The sequence below is a fragment of the Sinorhizobium sp. CB7 genome (assembly GCF_041357635.1).
In the GTDB taxonomy this organism is placed as follows: Bacteria; Pseudomonadota; Alphaproteobacteria; order Rhizobiales; family Rhizobiaceae; genus Rhizobium.
On the sequence record NZ_JAULLL010000019.1, the window covers coordinates 121,734 to 140,222 of the forward strand.

Genomic DNA, 18,489 nt, shown 5'->3' on the forward strand with positions numbered 1-18,489 from the left:
TCATACTGCCGGTTTGCTGGATTGAATATCGGTATCGGTCGCCGCTTTATTTCCCTCCTCGTCGGAGGCATCGGGCCGCAGCTTGAAGAGAATGAGGAGCGGTGCGGCGATGTAGATCGAGGAGAACGTCGCGACGGCAACGCCGAAGAGCATCGTGAAGGCGAAGGAACGGATCACCTCTCCACCGAAGAGATAGAGCGCCAGCAGCGCCAGCATAGTCATCACCGAAGTCAGGACCGTGCGCGATAGGGTTTGATTTATCGAAGCGTCGATCAGAATTGGCAAAGGCATCCTGGGATAGCGACGCAGATTTTCGCGCATTCGGTCATAGACGACGACGGTGTCGTTGAGCGAATAGCCGGCGATGGTCAGAAGCGCGGCGATGCTGATCAAGTTGAACTCCATCCCCGTGAGCACGAACAGACCGAGCATCAGGATGACGTCGTGGAGCGTGGCAATGATTGCGCCAACAGCAAACTGCCATTCGAAGCGAAACCAGATGTAAACCAGGATCGCAGCCAGCGAAGCGAGAACACCGAGCGTCGCCGTCAGCGTCAGTTCGCCGGAAACGGCGGGACCAACCACTTCCACACGTCGGAATTCGTAATCCTGATCCAATTCACCGCGTATGAGAGTGACGGCCGATTGCTCCGCGTTTTCCCCGCCTCCCTGAGACTGAACTCGGATGATAGCACTCGACCGGTTGCCGATGCTATCGACGCGGATTTCACCCAGATTGAGATCGGCGAGCCGCGATTGGATGTCCTGCAGATCGGCAACGCCCTGCTTTGCTCTGACCTCGATAATCGAGCCGCCGGTAAAATCGATGCCGAGGTGCATTCCGACCGCAGCAAAGGCCAGCATTATCGCGACAGACAAGGCGGCCAGTATCGAGAACGTATAGCGCCGGATCGCCATGAACCGGATACTCGCACCGTCGAAAATGCCGCTTCTAACACCGGCGAGCAGAGCTCTCGGCCTGCGGCGAGAAATGCAGATGTCAATGATCGATCGGGTAACCAGACAGGCCGTGAAGAACGTGGTGAAAACGCCAATGACCAGGGCAGCCGCAAAACCTTGAACGGCGCCGCTGCTGGCATAGAGAAGCACGGCTGCGACGATCAGAACCGTGAGATTGGCATCGGCGACAGTGGACGCTGCCCTGGAGAATCCTTTTCTCAGGGCGGCGACAAGAAGGTGAGTTTTCTTTTCCTCTTCCCGAACCCGCTCGTAAATAAGGACATTGGCGTCAATTGCCATACCGATGATCAAGACGATTGCGGCGATGCCCGGCAATGTCAGCGTGATCCCGAGGGCACTCATGATCGCCAGGACCATGATGATATTGATCACCAGGGCGATGGTGGCGACGATACCCAGCAATCCGTAGAATAGGACCATCGATGCGGCAACGAAGCCTGCGGCGGCAAGGCAGGCTATGATACCGGAGCGGACTGTCTCGTTACCCAAGCCCGGCCGGACAGTCCGTTCTTCCACCGTGGTCAATGCGGCAGGCAAAGGACCCGAACGCAGCAGAATGGCAAGGTCCTGAGCGCCCTGTGCGGAAAAATCGCCTGCAACCTCGCTGTTTCCGTCAAGGATAGGCGCGCGAAGCACTGACGTGGAGACGACCTGATCGTCGAGGACAACGGCGATGGACTTGCCGAGATTAGTCTGCGTCGATTGCGCTATATGATTGGCTGCCTCTGCATTCAGCCTGACACGGACGACACCTTCATTGTTTTGCGGGTCGAAATCCGCCCGGGCGTCGGCAATATCGCGGTTTGAGAACAGGGGCTGCCTCTGCACGAGATAGGCGATGGGCGGATCGTCCATCGAATAGAGAATCTGAGAGTTGGCCGGCGGACGTCCGAGCGCCTGCTGCGGCGCCATGCTCCGATCGAACAGCCTGAAGGAGAAATCCCCCGGCTGGATCAGAAGGTTCTTCAGTCTTTCCAGATCGATGGAGCCGGTCATCTGAACGATGATGCGATCGGCGCCGCGGCTTTCGATGACCGGATCCTCGCTGCCAAGTTCGGCAATGCGACGGCGGACCACGTCTACCGACTGTGCAATGGCGGAAGACAGACTGGAATTGATCCCTTCATCGGTAATTTCAAGTATCAGTCGCCCCTGATCCGCCTGCAAAAGTGTTGCCGGCTGCACTGGACGGCCGGAGGCTCCGGTCCTGACGGGAGCCGTCAACGGCGTCAGGGCGTCAATTGCGGCCTGAACCTGATTTGGATCGCTGATGCGAACCTCAACCGTCTGTCCGACGCCGGCAAGGCCCGCGTAGGGGATATGGGCATCCCGCAATCGGGTACGCACATCACCCACGGTTGCTTCAAGCCGGCTCTTGACGACATCGGCGCGCTCAATCTTGAGCATGATACGCGAACCGCCCTGGAGATCGAGACCAAGGTCAAGGCTCCTGTGCGCCAGCCATTCCGGTAAGGACGCGAGTTGTCGATCACTGAGGAAATTCGGGGCCGCGGCAACAGCGCCCAAGAGCACCGCAAACCAGATCAGGAAAGTCTTCCAGCGGCTGAAATGTAGCATGAAGCTCTCGAAACTCCAGTGGCGACACGTTAGCGGTTTCAGCCGTCGGTCGTCTACTGCTTAGGCTGCGTCTGCCTTGACCGGTTCGCCCTTGACGCGGACCTCGGAGATACCGGTGCGAACCACGCGAACACGGACGCCTTCTGCAATCTCAATCTCGACTTCCTTGTCATCAACGACCTTGGTCACCTTGCCGACAATACCGCCGCCGGTGACGACCTGATCGCCGCGGCGGATGTTCTTCAAGGTCTCCTCGCGGCGCTTTGCCTGAGCGCGCTGCGGACGAATAAGCAGAAAATACCAAACGACCATCAACGGGACAAACAGGAAGATCATCTCCAGGCCGGAGCCGATCCCCGGAGCGGTGTCTGTTGCGGTCTGGGCAAATGCCTCGGTGAACATTGGAAACTCCTCAAACTTCTGGATGGACGGATCAACCGTCTTCCCGCAGGTCGCCGGACTATAGTTGCGATCATGACGAATGCAACAGAAACAGCGGCAAACCGTACCGGTATCCGTGCCTCTTAACCTTTTCGCCTCAGAAACGCCATGCTACCGGCAACGAAAAATAAAACCTATCTCCTTCCGTTCAATTTCAAAGGAGCACCATCGTGGCCGAAGATATCAATAGCGCGATCCTGACCGAACTGCAGCGGCTGGCCGACGCCATCGACCGGCTCGCGGGACCGCCGCCGGCGGTCAACGACTGGACGGCTGCGGATTGCTTTGTCTGGGCGCCGGCGCGTCTTCATCTGCAGCCGGTGCCGCGGCCGAACCGCATCGCACTGAAACTCATTCGCGGTGTCGACCACGTCCGTGACATCCTGCACGAAAACACGGAACGTTTCGCGGGAGGCTTCGCCGCCAACAACGTGCTTCTCTGGGGCGCGCGCGGCATGGGCAAATCCTCGCTCGTCAAGGCAGTACACGAGGATGTTCGGCGTGAAAGCGGAGTCTCCCTGAAACTGGTCGAAGTCCACCGGGAAGATATCGCAACCCTCCCCATTCTTCTCGACCTTGTCAAAGACGCCCCGCATCGCGTCATCATCTTCTGCGACGATCTCTCCTTCGACCACGACGACACTGCCTACAAGTCGTTGAAGGCTGCGCTCGACGGCGGCATCGAAGGCCGGCCGGACAATGTCGTCTTCTACGCCACCTCCAACCGGCGTCACCTGCTGCCCCGCCATATGATGGAGAACGAACAGTCGACGGCCATCAACCCTTCGGAGGCGGTCGAGGAGAAAGTCTCCCTCTCCGACCGGTTCGGCCTCTGGCTGGGCTTCCACAAATGCAGCCAGGAAGACTACCTGCAAATGGTCGACGGCTATGCCGATCATTTCAAACTGAAGCTTGATCGCGAAAAGCTTCACGCCGAAGCTCTGGAGTGGGCAACAACGCGCGGCGCCCGTTCCGGTCGCGTCGCCTGGCAATATATCCAGGATCTTGCCGGGCGACTGCGCAAGCCACTCGAGCGGGAATAGGACGCGCCCCCACTTTCCGCATGCAGTCGCCGAAAAAATACAAAAGCCCGGTTTTTGGCCGGGCTTTTGCACGTTCCTCAAGACGCTTTACCTACTCGAGGAATGTCATCGGGTTGACCGGTGCGGCATCCTTGCGCACTTCGAAGTGAAGCTGTGGCTGCTTTGCGTTGCCGCTCATGCCTGATGTGGCGAGCGTCTGTCCGCGCTGGACCTTTTGACCGCGGGCAACGTTCAGCGCGTCAGCATGGCCGTAAACCGTTACTGTACCGTCGTCGTGGCGCAGCAGAACCGTGTTGCCGAGTTCCTTCAGACCATTGCCGGCATAGATGACGACGCCATTTTCAGCAGCCTTGATCGGCGTGCCTTCCGGGACCGAGATGTCGATACCGTCATTGCGGTTGCCATCGACATTGGCGCCGTAGCCGGCAATCACCGCACCGCGAACCGGCCAGCGATATTTGCCGATACCGGTCGATTCCGGAGCGGCGACCGCAACGTCGGTCTTCTTTTCGACATCGGAGATGCTCTGGCTGGCGCTGGCGACCGGCGGCTTGTAGGGCGCAGGTTGCGCGCTGACAGCCTCGCTAGCCGGTGCAGAAACCTTCGTGACAGCCTTTGCAGGGATTGATGCGGTCTTGACGGTATCCGAACCGGCGGGAGCAGTGCCTGGCACCTTCAGAACCTGGCCGATGCGGACCGTGCCGGCAGTCAGACCATTAGCGGCCTTAAGATCATCGATCCGCGTGCCTGTCGCTTTCGCGATCTTGGCAAGGGAATCGCCGGGTTTGACGACGTAGGTGCCGCCGGCACCATTTGGATCCTTGCCGGCGCCGGCAGCGAGCTTGTCGGAAGGCGCCGGAGCCGCCTGCGACTTGTCGCGGATGGAGTTGCCAGCGGGGAGGACTGCAACGTCCTGCGTCGGCGCCTTGCTCGGTTCGGGAAGATTGCCACCCTTCGAGAGATCAGCGGCCTGCGAAGCCGCCTTCGCGGCGTTGCCGCCATTGAAGGTGGGGATCAGGATCTGCTGGCCAGGCTTGGCCGCCGCCGAATTTTTCAAGCCGTTGACGCGCAGGATCTCCTTCTCCGGAACGCCATAACGCTTGGAGAGGGTTGCAAGGCTTTCACCCGGCCTGAGCGTCACGCTCGGCGCATTGGTGGAAGACCACCCGGATACCTTCGGCGTGGTGCCTGTCTTAATTGGATCGGGTGCCGCCTTTGCAGCCTGGACCGGAGGCGCCTTTTTCTCCGAGGGGAATGGCTGCGCCAATGCCGCCTCGCGCTCGCCGGAACGCGATGGAGAGGGAGCGGCAAGCTCCGATCTCTGTACGGAAACCGGCGCCGTCGCCATGCGTGCACTGGATCTTACAGCAGTCGATGAATTGTAGCCGCCGTTTGCGGGCTGCGCAGGATAAGCCTGGCCGGGATAGGGTTGGCTGGGATATGGCTGGTTCAGCGCTTCCTGGCGGCCGGAATAGCCAGGCTGCATCATCGGCCCGCCGGAGGCGACGTCCGCGCGGGGCGTCGGCTGACTGCCGCTTGAGCCTGAATAATTCTGATTCGGGATTGAATTGGTGGTTATCTGGTCGGAACCGGAGGAATAGCCTCCGAACCGCATGACATCCGAGCTGCAACCCGTAACGATGCTCGCCAGAAAGACCGCGACCAGCACATTACCTGTCGACTTCCCGTACTCTGGCGAAAGACTGAAACGCATGACTCGACCCACTGAAAGACGCAACCATTTGTGAGTCGATTAAAACCCGTTAGTATTACCATGCGGTTAAAGTGTGCCTATTCGCCTTATTTTTGTGAGAATTTGATAACCATAACCGGCAATCGTCCAGGAAAGCGGTTTGCCGCACGCGCTCACAGAAAGGATGCGAGCCGAGGCACTATCGGGAGATAGGGCACGTCGAAGAGCTCTTCCCGTTCGAAGCGGCTGCCTGTCTTGGTCAGCCGCACCATCCGGCAATTTTCTTCCGAAATCATCAGAGGAGCGATCATCGAGCCGCCGGAAACGAGTTGATCGGCATAGAAGCGGGGCATCGCGTTGAAGGCGGCCGTCACCAGGATACGGTCAAAGGTCCCCTCTCCCTGCAATCCGGCGCTGCCGTCGGCGTGGCGGATGACGACGTTGCGCAGCCCCAGCGATTCCACGCGCCGCTGTGCACCGGTCACCAGTGTCTTATAGCGCTCGACTGTCAGGATCCGTTCGGCCATTCGCGCCATCACCGCGGCCGTGAAGCCGCTTCCCGTTCCCACTTCCAGCACACGATGGCCGGGCTTGACCTTGAGGTTGTGGAGGATGCGGACCACCAGATCCACGCCCTCCATGAAGGCGCCGCACTCGATCGGAATCGTGCGGCTGGAATAGGCGTCCTCGGAATACTGCGGCGGGGCAAATAGGGAGCGCGGCGTCTGTTCGACCGCCGTCAGAAGATCGATGTCGGAAATGCCCTCCGCACGCAGCCTGAGGACAAGTGCCGCAAACCCCTCTTTCTCGAGCAGCCGAGCTGTCACTTCATTACTCCATATCCGAAAGAGCCCGCGCTACGCGATCCTGGACGGAATAATCGGTGAGATCCAGTTTCAACGGGGTTATTGAAATCCTGTTATGCTTGAGGGCATGGACATCGGTCCCCTCGCGAAAGGCGCCGGCGCGTTCGCCGAATTTCAGCCAGTAATAGGGAAAGCCACGACCGTCGCTTCGTTCCTCCACCTGAAGATTGAAGCCGATCTTGGCCTGGGCGGTCACTTGCGCCCCGGTGACCTCTTCAGGCCGACAATTCGGAAAATTGAGATTGAGGAATGTACCATCCGGAAGATCGATATCCATGAGCCGGCGCAGAAGTGCCGGCGCGCGGCTTTCCGCAACCTCCCATGGAACGATGCGAGCGCCGTCCTCATAGAGGTAGGCCTGGCTCAAGGCAAACGAGCGCACCCCCTGCATCGTGCCTTCGATCGCCCCGGCAATCGTACCTGAATAGGTGACGTCGTCGGCGACATTCGATCCCGAATTGACACCGGACAGCACCAGATCCGGCTTGGCATCCAGCACCTGTCGGATGCCCATGATGACACAATCGGTCGGCGTGCCGCGCAACGCGAAGTGCTTTTCCCCGACCTTGCGCATGCGCAAAGGCTCGGAGAGGCTCAGCGAATGGGCAAGTCCGCTCTGATCGGTTTCCGGAGCCACGATCCAGACGTCATCCGACAGAGTCCGGGCGATACGCTCCAGCGTAGCCAGGCCTTCGGCATGTATGCCGTCGTCATTGGTCAGGAGGATCCGCATCTTTCACCCCACGCCTGCATCCAAGTGATTCGATCTTGGATGCAGAATAGCCTAGGCCGCCCGTTCGATCTTCTTTAAACCGCCCATATAGGGCAGCAGAACGTCCGGAATTGTGACGGAACCGTCTTCGTTCAGGTAATTTTCGAGAACTGCGATCAGGGCACGACCGACGGCGATGCCGGAACCATTCAGAGTGTGAACGAATTTCGTTCCCTTATCATCCTTGCCACGATAGCGGGCGTTCATCCGGCGCGCCTGAAAATCGCCGCAGACAGAGCACGACGAGATTTCACGGAAGGTGTCCTGCCCCGGCAGCCAGACCTCGAGATCATAGGTCTTGCGTGCTCCGAAGCCCATGTCTCCGGTGGAGAGCGTCATGACACGATAATGCAGGCCGAGGCGCTTGAGGACTTCCTCGGCGCAAGCGGTCATGCGTTCATGTTCCTCGATGGAGCTTTCGGCATCGGTGATCGAAACAAGCTCGCATTTCCAGAACTGGTGCTGGCGCAACATGCCGCGGGTATCGCGCCCGGCGGATCCCGCTTCCGAACGGAAGGACGGTGTCAGAGCCGTAAAGCGCAAGGGCAGTTTCTCCTGGTCGAGGATTTCTCCCGACACGAGATTTGTCAGCGTTACTTCCGCCGTTGGGATCAGCCACCGGCCGTCCGTCGTCCTGAACAGATCTTCGGCAAATTTCGGCAATTGCCCTGTGCCGTACATCGCGTCGTCACGCACCATCAGGGGCGAGCTCACCTCTGTGTAGCCGTGCTCACGGGTGTGCAGGTCCAGCATGAACTGACCAAGCGCGCGCTCAAGACGGGCCAACTGGCTCGTCAGTACCGTGAAACGCGCGCCGGAAAGCTTCGCTGCACGCTCAAAATCCATATAGCCGAGCGCTTCGCCGATTTCGAAGTGCTCCTTGGCCTGATGATTCCAGCGCGGCTTCGCTCCAACGATGCGTGTGACGACATTGTCGTGCTCGTCCTTGCCGACCGGCACATCATCGAGCGGAATGTTTGGGACGCGTGAGAGTGCATCGTTCAATGCAGCCGTCAGTTCGCGCTCCTCCTCCTCGGCGGCGGGAAGCGTGGCCTTGATCTCTGCAACTTCCGCCTTCAGCCTGTCGGCAAGCTCCATGTTCTTCTGGGCCATCGCCGCGCCGATTTCCTTGGAAGCGGCGTTGCGACGGGATTGCATGTCCTGCGCCTTTTGCACGACGGATCGGCGCTTCTCATCCAGGGCAATGAGGTTTTGCGACTGAGGCTCAGCACCGCGCTTGGCCAGCGCCGTATCGAAAGCTTCGGCATTCTCACGGATCCATTTGATATCGAGCATCGTCGTCCCAGATGGTTGAAAACGGCAGGAACCCGTCAAAGCAGGTCTAAGCCTTGACGGGGAACTTACCGGCGTGACTCGACAGGAAAGACCGGGGCCGCTCAGACGCTGTCCGACTTGGCAACGTCCGTAGACCCTGAGTTCTCCTCGAGTGCCTGCCGGGCACGCTGGCGCTCCACGAGTCGCGCAGCATAGATGGAAATCTCGTAGAGAAGGATCGTCGGCAGCGCAAGGCCGATCTGGGACATGGGATCCGGGGGAGTCAGGACAGCCGCAACGACGAAGGCTATCACGATCGCGAATTTGCGTTTTTCGGCAAGCCAGGCCGAGCTGATGAAGCCGACGCGTGCGAGCAGCGTGGTGATCACCGGAAGCTGGAAGACGAGGCCGAAAGAGAAGACCAGCGTCATGATCAAGCTCAGATATTCTGAAACCTTCGGCATCAGCGAGATCGCCACCTCATCCTGACCCGGCGCCTGTTGCATGCTCAGGAAGAACCACATGACCATAGGGGTGAAGAAGAAATATACGAGTGCAGCGCCAAGAAGGAACAGGATCGGCGATGCTATCAGGAATGGCAGAAAAGCCGCGCGCTCGTTCTTGTACAGCCCCGGAGCGACAAACTTATAGATCTGTGCGGCGATGATCGGAAAGGAGATCACCAGCGCGCCGAACATGGCGACCTTGACTTGGGTGAAGAAGAATTCCTGCGGCGCCGTATAGATGAGCTCGGATTTCGAGACGTCGAGATGCGCCCAAACGACCGCCCATTTATAGGGATAGACCAGGTAGTTGAAGAGGTGCTTGGCGAAATAGAAGCAGACGATGAAGGCAACAAAGAATGCGACCAACGACCAAATCAGCCGCGTGCGCAACTCCATCAGGTGCTCGATAAGCGGCTGCGGCTTGTCTTCGATATCACCGCTCATGCCTTGTCCTTCTTCTTTGCTGCCGTGGTCTTTTTCGGGGCCGCGCTCGTTTTTGACCCGGCACGCTTCGGCTTTTCAACCAGATCGACGGCAACCGGGGATGCAGTCGCGCTCGCCGCCGTTTTTGTCCGGGGCTTTCTGGCCGGTTTCGGCTTCTCGGCAACGGCCACCGCGGGTTCCGCTACAGCCGACACCGGCACAACGGATGCGACCGACGGTTCGGATACGCTGGCCGTCGGCGCAATGGCGGCGGCCGGCGGCGCAACGACGGGTGGCGTTTCCGGCAGGCTCATAGACGGCTCGGGCGCCGAAACCGCGGGCGTCGCCGCCACCTCTGTTTTCGTCTCGACCGTCGTCGCCTTCTGCAGATCCGCCTTTATCTCGTTGCCCATCTGACGCAGCGGGTTCATGGCCTCGCGCAGAGTGTTGACCGGATTGAGCTTCTGCGCGTCATCGATCGTGCGGCGCACGTCATCCAGCTCGGCTTCCCGCAGCGCTTCATCGAACTGTGAGCGAAACTCACCGGCCACCTTGCGCATGCGCGCCGTCATTTTGCCGAAGGCACGCAGCATCGGCGGCAGATCTTTCGGACCGACAACCACGATCAGGACGACCGCAATGACCAGCAACTCGGTCCAGCCAACATCGAACATCAATAGGCTCCTGGGGCGGACACAGCGCTCTTCAGGCTGCCATGCGCCCGAACGTGGTTACTTCGTCTCGTCGGCCTTGTGCTCGACCGTCTTGGCCTGCTCCGGGGCATCCTCGTCGTTCATGCCCTTCTTGAAGCTCTTGATGCCTTTGGCGACATCGCCCATCAGTTCCGGAATCTTGCCGCGGCCGAACAACAACAGCACGATGACCAGAACGATCAACCAGTGCCACATGCTAAAAGAACCCATTACGCTAACTCCCTGTTGCGGTGTTCCCTCGATGTAAGCCGTTTAGACTTCATTTTCAAACACCAAATCCCCGGTGAACTGTTGTTATTGTCACGCCCCCGCCGGAGATGGCAAGCAATCTTCGTGTCGGGATGATGATATCTCATCTTCGTGAATAGTGATGGCAAATCCAAGACCGACGAAAAGGATCAACGATAGGTTATACCGCCAGCTCAGTCCCCCGATGCACCGCTTGGCGCTAGCAGGCCGAGCTCTTCAAGATCCAGCTGCGTAATCGGATCTTCTTCCTCCGTAAGCTCATCGCTCATCAGCGGCGAAGGAATGTTGAAATTCGCAGGGATGCGCCCTGAGAGCAAGCCCGCGCCCTTCAACTCTTCGAGACCGGGCAGATCACGCAATTCCTCCAAACCAAAATGATCAAGGAAATCCTTCGTGGTGCCGAGCGTCACAGGCCTGCCCGGTGTGCGTCTGCGACCACGGAAGCGAACCCAGCCCGCCTCCATCAGGACGTCGAGGGTACCTTTGGATGTCTGCACGCCGCGGATATCCTCGATCTCCGCACGCGTCACCGGTTGGTGATAGGCAATGATCGCCAGCACTTCGAGTGCAGCGCGTGAGAGCTTTTTGACCTCGTTCTCCTCGCGGCGGATAACGAATGAGAGATCTGCGGCGGTCCGGAAAGCCCAGGCATCGCCGACCTGCACCAGATTGACACCACGCGGCGCATATTGCTCCTTCAGGCGCAGCATGATTGCCCTGATATCGAGACTGCGCGGAAGCCGCTCGGCGATGTAGCCTTCGGAAACAGGCTGGGCGGAAGCGAAAACCAGCGCTTCGGCGATCCGCTCCGCTTCGTGCGCAATCCGGACATGGTCCAGATCGGCAACGCCGTCCGCGGTCTCCTCAAACAGGTCGTCTTCATTACGCGCATCAGCCAAACAGCACTCTCCTATTCCACAGCTTGAACCGGCGAATGCTTCGGTCCCCGGCGCATGTAAAGCGGCTGGAAGGCGCCTTCCTGTCGGATCTCGAGCTTACCCTCGCGGACGAGCTCCAGCGACGCCGCGAAGGCGCTGGCGATCGCGGTCACCCGCTCCTGCGGCGAGGTCAGGTAGCGCAGGAGATAATGCTCCAGCGCCGTCCAGTCAGCGATCTCGCCGATCATGCCCGTCAAAAGCGTACGCGCGTCGGTCAGCGACCAGACACGTCGGCGCTCGATGGTGACCTGGGTCGTCGCCTGACGCTGGCGCAGCGTCGCATAGGCCGTCAGCAGGTCGTAAAGATTGGCGTCGTAGGCCGATTGCTGACGATCGGGAATATGCTCCGGCGCGCCGCGTGCGAAGACGTCGCGACCAAGGCGGTTGCGGTTGACGAGGCCGCTTGCGGCATCGCGCATGGCCTCAAGACGTTTCAGGCGGAAGGCCAGTGTTGCAGCCATTTCCTCGCCGCTCGGGCCGCCATCGTCCTTCGCCTGCTGCGGGATGAGCAGCTTCGACTTCAGATAGGCAAGCCACGCCGCCATGACCAGATAATCGGCGGCCAGCTCGATGCGGATCCGGCGGGCGCGCTCGATGAACTGCAGATATTGCTCAGCAAGCGCCAGAACCGAAATACGGGAAAGATCAACCTTCTGATTGCGGGCAAGATATAGCAGCAGGTCCAACGGGCCTTCGAAGCCGGCGACATCGATGACAAGGGCGGGTTCGTGCAAAGCGCGTTCAGCGGCGCCGTCCTGCCAGAGCTGGTCCATCGGCGTTGCCGCCGTCGGGGATATTTCCTTACCCATGACCTTGTTCACTGGATACCACTCCGCTCCAGACCACTACCCAACCAGGGTCAACATGGCGTCGAATTCTGCGCGCAACGCCGCTTCGTCTGCGCCGTCGCCGTTGCCAAAGGCCGCCTCCGCTGCCCTGGCCCGCGCAAGCGAGGCATCCGCAAGAGGCGGTACGTTCTCGACCACCTGCCTCATCTCCTCCATCGCACCATTGCAGTGCAGCACAATATCGCATCCGCCCGTGATGATATTAGCCGCCCTTTCACCGATTGTTCCCGCGAGTGCATTCATCGACGTATCGTCGGAAAGAAGCAAGCCTTTGAACCCGATGTGATCACGAATGATGCCGTCAATGACCTTCCGCGACGTCGTCGCCGGATTGTCCGGATCGATCGCGGTGAAAACCACGTGGCACGTCATCGCCATCAATTCGTCCCGCATCTCCATGAACGGCGGGAAGTCATGCTGTTCAAGCTCTTCCCTCGAAACGGCGACGACCGGAAGCTCGTGATGGGAATCAGCAAAGCCGCGACCGTGCCCCGGCATATGCTTCATGACAGGCAGCATCCCGCCCGCCTTCACGCCCTCACAAGCCGCGCGGCCCATCTCCGCTACGGTAACATGATCGCCGCCATAGGCACGATTGCCTATAACATTGCTGCTTCCTTCCACCGGCACGTCGAGCACCGGCAGACAATTTACATTGATGCCGAACTTCGTCAGATCGAAGGCATGCAGTCGCGACATCAGCCATGCCGCCCGCAATCCCGCCTGTCTATCCCTGCGATAGAGGTCGCCAAGCGTCTTCGCGGAAGGATAATGCGGCAGGATCGGCGGACGGATGCGCTGAACACGCCCCCCTTCCTGATCGATCAGCACAGGCGCATTGCGCCCCACGCACTCCCTCATCGCCGCAACGAGATCGGAAATTTGTGCCGGCTCTGAAATATTGCGTGCAAAAAGGATAAAGCCCCACGGCCTTTCGGCCCGGTACAAAGCCTTTTCGTCGGAAGTGAGGGTCAGGCCGCTGCAGCCTAGGATCATTGCTTTTGATTCGGTCATATCCGAATCATAATAGCCAATGTGCGAAATGCGAGTGACGTCAAGCAGATGCTCACAAAAAAGAACGGCGAGGCTCAGCCTCGCCGCTCGTCGACAGGATCAATCCCTGCCTTATTTCGAAATCAGGCAGCTTCCGCCGGCCTGACGGTAGCGCTCGCAAAGTGCTGCCGCTTCATCCTTCGAGCCGGCAGGGATGCGGACACGATAGTAAGTTCCCTTGCCTGCGATCTCTGCCTTGCGAATTTCCACGCCACGGCCTCCGATCACGCTCGCAAACTTGTTCGAGAGGTTGGCGTAGGACTTCTTCGCTTCATCTTCCGAGGGAAGCGAAGCGATTTGGATGCCATAGCCGCCGGACGAGGAGGCGGTTGCCGCCGTAACCGATGGGGTTGTCGCAGCAGCCGGTGCCGGAGCAGGTTCGGTCGGCTGCGTCCGCGGACTTGCGGCAGCAACCTGAGCCGGCGCGGCGGGGGCTGGAGTTGACGGCCTTGCAGCAGGGCGCGCGGCCGGAACTGGCGCGGTATCTGATACCGCCGTCGTCTTTACGCTGCGCACGGGAGGATCGCCGGCGGCCGGTGCACCATTAGCGCTTGTTGCAGCCGGCGCTGCGGGCGCCGCGACCGGCGGCGTCCGCCCAACAGGAGCGGTCGAAGGATCGGCGGAAGCGACTTCCGTATCCGCTGCCGGGAAGCTCGCGGCCGTCTGCGTTGCCGCAGCCGGCGGAGTAGCCGGCTGTGTCGGAGATCGCGGAGCAGTCTGCGCCTGAGCGGCGCCCGCATCAGGGGCCGGCTCCTCGCGTGCAACAAGGGAACCGTCCGGCTTGACGATCATGGTGCGGACCTTGCGCGGAGAAACCATCGGTCCGTTGTCCGCGTCGTTTGACGTCGCTGCGACATTATCCTGATCCGGAAGCAGGCGCGGATCTTCCGTTTCCCCAACAGGGGTCGGCGTGATATCACCGGTTGCACCGTTGTCATTGTCTTCCGGGAGATTCTCCGGAATCAACGTCTTTTGGACGACATCCACCGGCTCCTCGTCCGAGGAAACCAGGGTCTTCTGCTTCGGCTGAGCGCTTGCAGCACCGGCGACTTGGTCGTAGACCGCCTTATCCTGGTTCGGCACGGTCTTGCCGCCGGGATTTTCCGGTGGGATCTTTACCGGTTCCTTGTCGGCCGTAATCACACGCGGCTCGCCCGCCCCTTCGCCAAGCGGCATGCCGCCGGACATCCAGGCGTAGACGCCATAACCGCCGAAGCCGAGTATCGCGATCAAGGCCGTCGCCGTGAGCATGCCGCGCATGGAGCGTGCACGCTTTCTGCCCGCAGTCACGCTTGCCGCTTCAAGGGTCATCCGCGTGACGTTCTGCGGCCGGTGAACCGGCTCGTGAACACTGCGCCTGAAATCTTCTTCGAGCGCTTTTTCGAATTCATCAAGATCTTCGGCAGGTTTCGTCCGGGATGCTGCGGCGGAAGCACCTGCCCCGATGGCGGCGATGGCGGGATGATCGGCCATCTGACGCGCTGCCTGGGGCTGCACTACGGCTTCACGCGTCGCCTGCTGCGGCTCGAAAAGACTCGCCAATTCCGCATCGATATCGAAGTCATATTCCGGCGGAACCGCAGCAGGTTCCTCCTGCTCGACATGCGGCAGCGCAGGCACATGCATGTCCTCGACCGTTTCCGGATGTTCTTCCGGGTCCGCTATCAACGAAGGATCAAACCCCGTCGATTGCTCCGCCTCGGAAGCGCGTTCCATCGCCGGAGCAGCCGCTTCCACGAGCCTTGGCTGCGGGGTGACGACGAGGGGCGGTGCCGGAGGGGTCCGGGGCGCGGCAAAGACGTCACTGGTTTTGACCGGCTGAACCGGTGCCGGCTGACTTGCCGCAGCGGCAGACTTCTTCGGCTCGCTGAAATCGAGATCCGCCAGTTCCAGCTCGATCCCTTCCAGATCAAGTTCAAAATCGTGACCGGCGAAGGGATCATCGGCATCCGGTTCCGGGCGCGCGGCTTGCCGCGACGTCGTGGCGGTCGCTCTTGATGGAACGACAGATGATTGTGGCGTAACCACAGGAGGCTGCGGCGCCTGCTCGATCACCGGCTCCGGCTCGAACGCACGCGCCATCACCGCATCATGTTCCGCCCGGACATCGTGTTCCGTCTGGACCGGCGATGTGCTGCCTCGTTGCGGAACGGGATAGCGCGAAACATCCGCCAGCAGATCATCGATGTCGAAAACCGGAGGCGCAGACTCCTCGTAAGCCGGCTCGGTCAGTGCCGCATCGGTCGGAACGGAGCCCTCTTCGGTCGCAGCGACGAGATCGAAGCCCGAGGGCTCCGCGCTTGGGGATTCCGGCTCCACCTTGTTTGTGTTCTGGGGAGCAACGTCATGACGGTCGTGCTCTGGAAGGAAGCCGAGATTCTGCGGACTGGAGAATTCAGGCTCCTGAGCAAGCTCAACCTGCACCGGCGCTGGCGCAATCTCGGTGCGCGACGGCTCGGGCTCAGGCTCCACCGAAACCGGCGCCAGCTCGGGCTCCGGTTTCACCTCGGCGGGAACAACCGGTTCTACGGGGAAAATCGGCTCGCGGCGTGGAGCGTTGAAATTTGCCAGCGGCAACTTGATGCTTGCGGCCGACCATTGCGGCGCCCTGCTGATCGGCGGCGGCGCTATGGGCGTTGCGACAGGTGCGTTTCCGATGGAGAGCTCCAGCTCATCCATGAGATCGCCGGCATTGTCGACTTCAGCCGTTGCGGGATCATGGCGCAGGTCAGCGTCTTCGACTACCAGTTCGTGCCGTATGTCAACCGGCTCCGGCACAACATCCTGAAGCAGAGAGAGTTCGTCCGCCCCAGCCTCTCCGGTATCCGCCGCATCAACGGCAGGCGTGGGAATCTCGTCCCAGGCAGGATGCTCCGGCAGGGCATCCAGATCCTCAGGCATCTCCAGGCGAGGTTCAAAATCGACCTCGGTTGCGTCTTGCTGCAGCGGTTCGGCGAACTCCGGCTGGACATCGAACTCATCGTTCTGCACGAAAGCCGCGTGATCGTTCGCCGAAGGAATGCCGTCGGCCTCGATGTCGACCACCGGCTCCTCGACAAGTTTCTCTGGTGCACGCGACTGAACCGGCCGAGGCGCGTCATAGCGCTCGAATTCGCGCAAAAGCTCGTCTTCGAGATCGAAGGCGGGTTCATGCTTTTGAACCGCGGGAGCCGTATTGACAGCTGCCGGTGGCTCGAAGCCGACAATGCGGGCAAGTTCAGCCAACGGATCGTCGTCAGCAAAGAAGTCCGAATCCCGGCGATACGCCAATTGTTTATCTGCCATACCCATCCACTCGCAACTGCAACAGGTTTATTGCCAGCGCATTGTGGGGAAATGGTGACGTTTATCGCATTTCATCCGGTGCGGCAGTCCCGGTAATAGCGAGACCTGACTTCAAAACCGACGCGACAGCGTACACCAGCCCAAGTCTGGCAATACTTGATTCTCGGTTCTTATCGTTAACAAATCGTAATTCAGGTTGATCTTTACCTTTGTTCCAATGTGCATGGAAGGAACTTGCCAGATCATACAGGTAAAATGCGATGCGATGCGGCTCCTGCGACTGCGCCGCAGCCTCGACCACACGAGGGAATTCCGCGAGCTTTGCGACAAGCTGCAATTCAGCCGGATCCGAGATCTCTCCCGCCACCGCGCCAGCCAGATCCTGCGCTCCCACATTGAGGCCGGGGAACGCTTCGTTTGCCTGACGGAAGACGGACATACAGCGCGCATGAGCATACTGCACGTAGAAGACAGGATTATCCTTCGACTGCTCAGTAACCTTGGCAAAATCGAAGTCGAGCGGCTCGGAATTCTTTCGATAGAGCATCATGAACCGCACCGGATCGCGACCGACTTCGTCGACCACATCACGTAAGGTAACGAAGTCGCCGGAGCGCTTCGACATCTTGACCGGCTCACCGTTGCGGAAGAGTTTAACCAACTGGCAGAGCAACACGGTCAGCTTGGACTGCCCATCCGAAACACCGCGCGCCACGGCTTCGAGCCGCTTCACATAGCCGCCGTGGTCGGCGCCGAGCACATAGATCATCTCGTTGAAACCGCGATCGAACTTGTCCTTGAAATAGGCGACGTCGGCGGCGAAATACGTGTAGGAGCCATCCGACTTGATCAACGGCCGATCGATATCGTCGCCCACTTCCGTCGAGCGGAAGAGCGTCTGCTCGCGATCCTCCCAATCCTCCGGCAACTGTCCCTTCGGCGGCGGCAACGTCCCCTTGTAGACGTAGCCCTTGAAGGTCAGGTCATTGATCGCCTTGCGAATAGACGCCGCACCATCAGCATGCAGGGTCCGCTCGGAGAAGAAAACGTCATGCTTGACGTTCAACGCCGCTAAATCCTCTCGAATCATCGCCATCATCGCGTCGATGGCCCGGTCCTTGACGATCGGCAGCCATTGCTCCTCCGGCATGACACGCAGCTTCGTGCCGAACTCCTCGGCAAGCGCCTTTCCAACCGGAACGAGATAGTCGCCGGGATAGAGACCCGGCGGAATTTCGCCGATGTTTTCCCCCAGCGCCTCGCGGTAGCGAAGGAAGACCGAACGCGCGAGCACGTCAATCTGAGAGCCGGCGTCGTTGATATAGTACTCTTTCGTTACCGCATAGCCGGCAAAGGCGAGCAGGTTTGCGAGCGCGTCGCCGACAACGGCGCCACGGCAATGGCCGACATGCATCGGGCCTGTCGGATTGGCCGATACGTATTCAACGTTGACCTTCTTGCCCTCGCCGATCGCCGACCGGCCAAAGTCTATGCCGGCAGAAATCATCGAGGCGAGGAGCCGCTGCCAGTAGCCGACGGAAAGCCGGATATTGATGAAGCCGGGACCAGCCACCGACACCTCGGCGACGTCGGCATCCTCCTTCAGCTTCGCGGCAATGACTTCGGCCAGAGCGCGGGGGTTCGTGCCGAGCGGCTTTGACAGCACCATCGCAGCGTTGGTCGCAACATCGCCATGGCTTGCGTCGCGCGGCGGCTCCACCCCGATGCGACCGAAATCGAGCTCCGGTCGCTTCTCCTTGATCAAATCGATCGCATCGAGGGCGTCCTTAATTCTGGCTTCGAAATCAGTGAAAAGGTTCATCGT

The 18,489-nt window shown here is 60.0% G+C and carries 15 protein-coding genes; 1 reads left to right on the plus strand and 14 read right to left on the minus strand.

Annotated features, from left to right (window positions below):
* Both secDF and yajC read right to left on the minus strand, forming a co-directional pair.
* Complete coding sequence (gene secDF / locus AAE029_RS28850) at nucleotides 1-2,559, minus strand: protein translocase subunit SecDF (RefSeq protein WP_371076340.1); 2,559 nt, start codon at nucleotides 2,557-2,559, stop codon at nucleotides 1-3.
* Nucleotides 2,560-2,619: 60 nt separating this feature from the next.
* Nucleotides 2,620-2,961 (minus strand): preprotein translocase subunit YajC, encoded by a 342-nt coding sequence (yajC, locus tag AAE029_RS28855; RefSeq protein ID WP_371076341.1) that lies wholly within the window; start codon nucleotides 2,959-2,961, stop codon nucleotides 2,620-2,622.
* Between the two features lie 209 nt (nucleotides 2,962-3,170).
* On the opposite strand from yajC, the gene AAE029_RS28860 reads away from it, so the two are divergent.
* Nucleotides 3,171-4,043 carry an ATP-binding protein gene (locus tag AAE029_RS28860; RefSeq protein ID WP_371076342.1) on the plus strand — a complete coding sequence of 291 codons (873 nt, stop codon included), beginning with the start codon at nucleotides 3,171-3,173 and terminating at the stop codon, nucleotides 4,041-4,043.
* Nucleotides 4,044-4,134: 91 nt separating this feature from the next.
* Here AAE029_RS28860 and AAE029_RS28865 read toward each other — a convergent pair whose 3' ends face one another.
* The 12 genes from AAE029_RS28865 to argS form a co-directional block, all read right to left on the minus strand.
* Entirely contained in the window at nucleotides 4,135-5,757 is a 1,623-nt protein-coding gene (locus AAE029_RS28865; protein WP_371076343.1) for a peptidoglycan DD-metalloendopeptidase family protein, read from the minus strand.
* Between the two features lie 152 nt (nucleotides 5,758-5,909).
* Nucleotides 5,910-6,563, minus strand: coding sequence for a protein-L-isoaspartate(D-aspartate) O-methyltransferase (locus AAE029_RS28870; RefSeq protein ID WP_371076344.1), 654 nt, complete (start codon nucleotides 6,561-6,563; stop codon nucleotides 5,910-5,912).
* Nucleotides 6,564-6,567: 4 nt separating this feature from the next.
* A complete protein-coding gene (gene surE / locus AAE029_RS28875) occupies nucleotides 6,568-7,335 on the minus strand; it encodes a 5'/3'-nucleotidase SurE (RefSeq protein WP_371076345.1) in 768 nt (255 codons plus the stop codon).
* 51 nt (nucleotides 7,336-7,386) lie between these two features.
* Entirely contained in the window at nucleotides 7,387-8,670 is a 1,284-nt protein-coding gene (serS, locus tag AAE029_RS28880) for a serine--tRNA ligase (protein ID WP_371076346.1), read from the minus strand.
* Between the two features lie 101 nt (nucleotides 8,671-8,771).
* Nucleotides 8,772-9,599 carry a twin-arginine translocase subunit TatC gene (tatC, locus tag AAE029_RS28885; protein ID WP_371076347.1) on the minus strand — a complete coding sequence of 276 codons (828 nt, stop codon included), beginning with the start codon at nucleotides 9,597-9,599 and terminating at the stop codon, nucleotides 8,772-8,774.
* Nucleotides 9,596-10,252 (minus strand): Sec-independent protein translocase protein TatB, encoded by a 657-nt coding sequence (tatB, locus tag AAE029_RS28890; protein WP_371076348.1) that lies wholly within the window; start codon nucleotides 10,250-10,252, stop codon nucleotides 9,596-9,598. Before tatB ends, tatC begins: the two co-directional genes overlap by 4 nt.
* A 57-nt stretch (nucleotides 10,253-10,309) precedes the next feature.
* On the minus strand, nucleotides 10,310-10,501 hold the full coding sequence (locus AAE029_RS28895; protein ID WP_371076349.1) for a twin-arginine translocase TatA/TatE family subunit: 192 nt from the start codon (nucleotides 10,499-10,501) through the stop codon (nucleotides 10,310-10,312).
* Nucleotides 10,502-10,713: 212 nt separating this feature from the next.
* On the minus strand, nucleotides 10,714-11,412 hold the full coding sequence (gene scpB, locus AAE029_RS28900; RefSeq protein WP_371076369.1) for an SMC-Scp complex subunit ScpB: 699 nt from the start codon (nucleotides 11,410-11,412) through the stop codon (nucleotides 10,714-10,716).
* 38 nt (nucleotides 11,413-11,450) lie between these two features.
* Nucleotides 11,451-12,287: a ScpA family protein gene (locus tag AAE029_RS28905; RefSeq protein WP_371076370.1), complete on the minus strand. Its 837-nt coding sequence runs from the start codon at nucleotides 12,285-12,287 to the stop codon at nucleotides 11,451-11,453.
* 36 nt (nucleotides 12,288-12,323) lie between these two features.
* Entirely contained in the window at nucleotides 12,324-13,340 is a 1,017-nt protein-coding gene (gene nagZ / locus AAE029_RS28910; RefSeq protein WP_371076350.1) for a beta-N-acetylhexosaminidase, read from the minus strand.
* A 111-nt stretch (nucleotides 13,341-13,451) separates the two neighbouring features.
* Nucleotides 13,452-16,664, minus strand: a complete 3,213-nt coding sequence (locus AAE029_RS28915) for an SPOR domain-containing protein (RefSeq protein ID WP_371076351.1) — start codon at nucleotides 16,662-16,664, stop codon at nucleotides 13,452-13,454.
* Between the two features lie 61 nt (nucleotides 16,665-16,725).
* Complete coding sequence (argS, locus tag AAE029_RS28920) at nucleotides 16,726-18,486, minus strand: arginine--tRNA ligase (protein WP_371076352.1); 1,761 nt, start codon at nucleotides 18,484-18,486, stop codon at nucleotides 16,726-16,728.
* Nucleotides 18,487-18,489 lie beyond the last annotated feature (3 nt).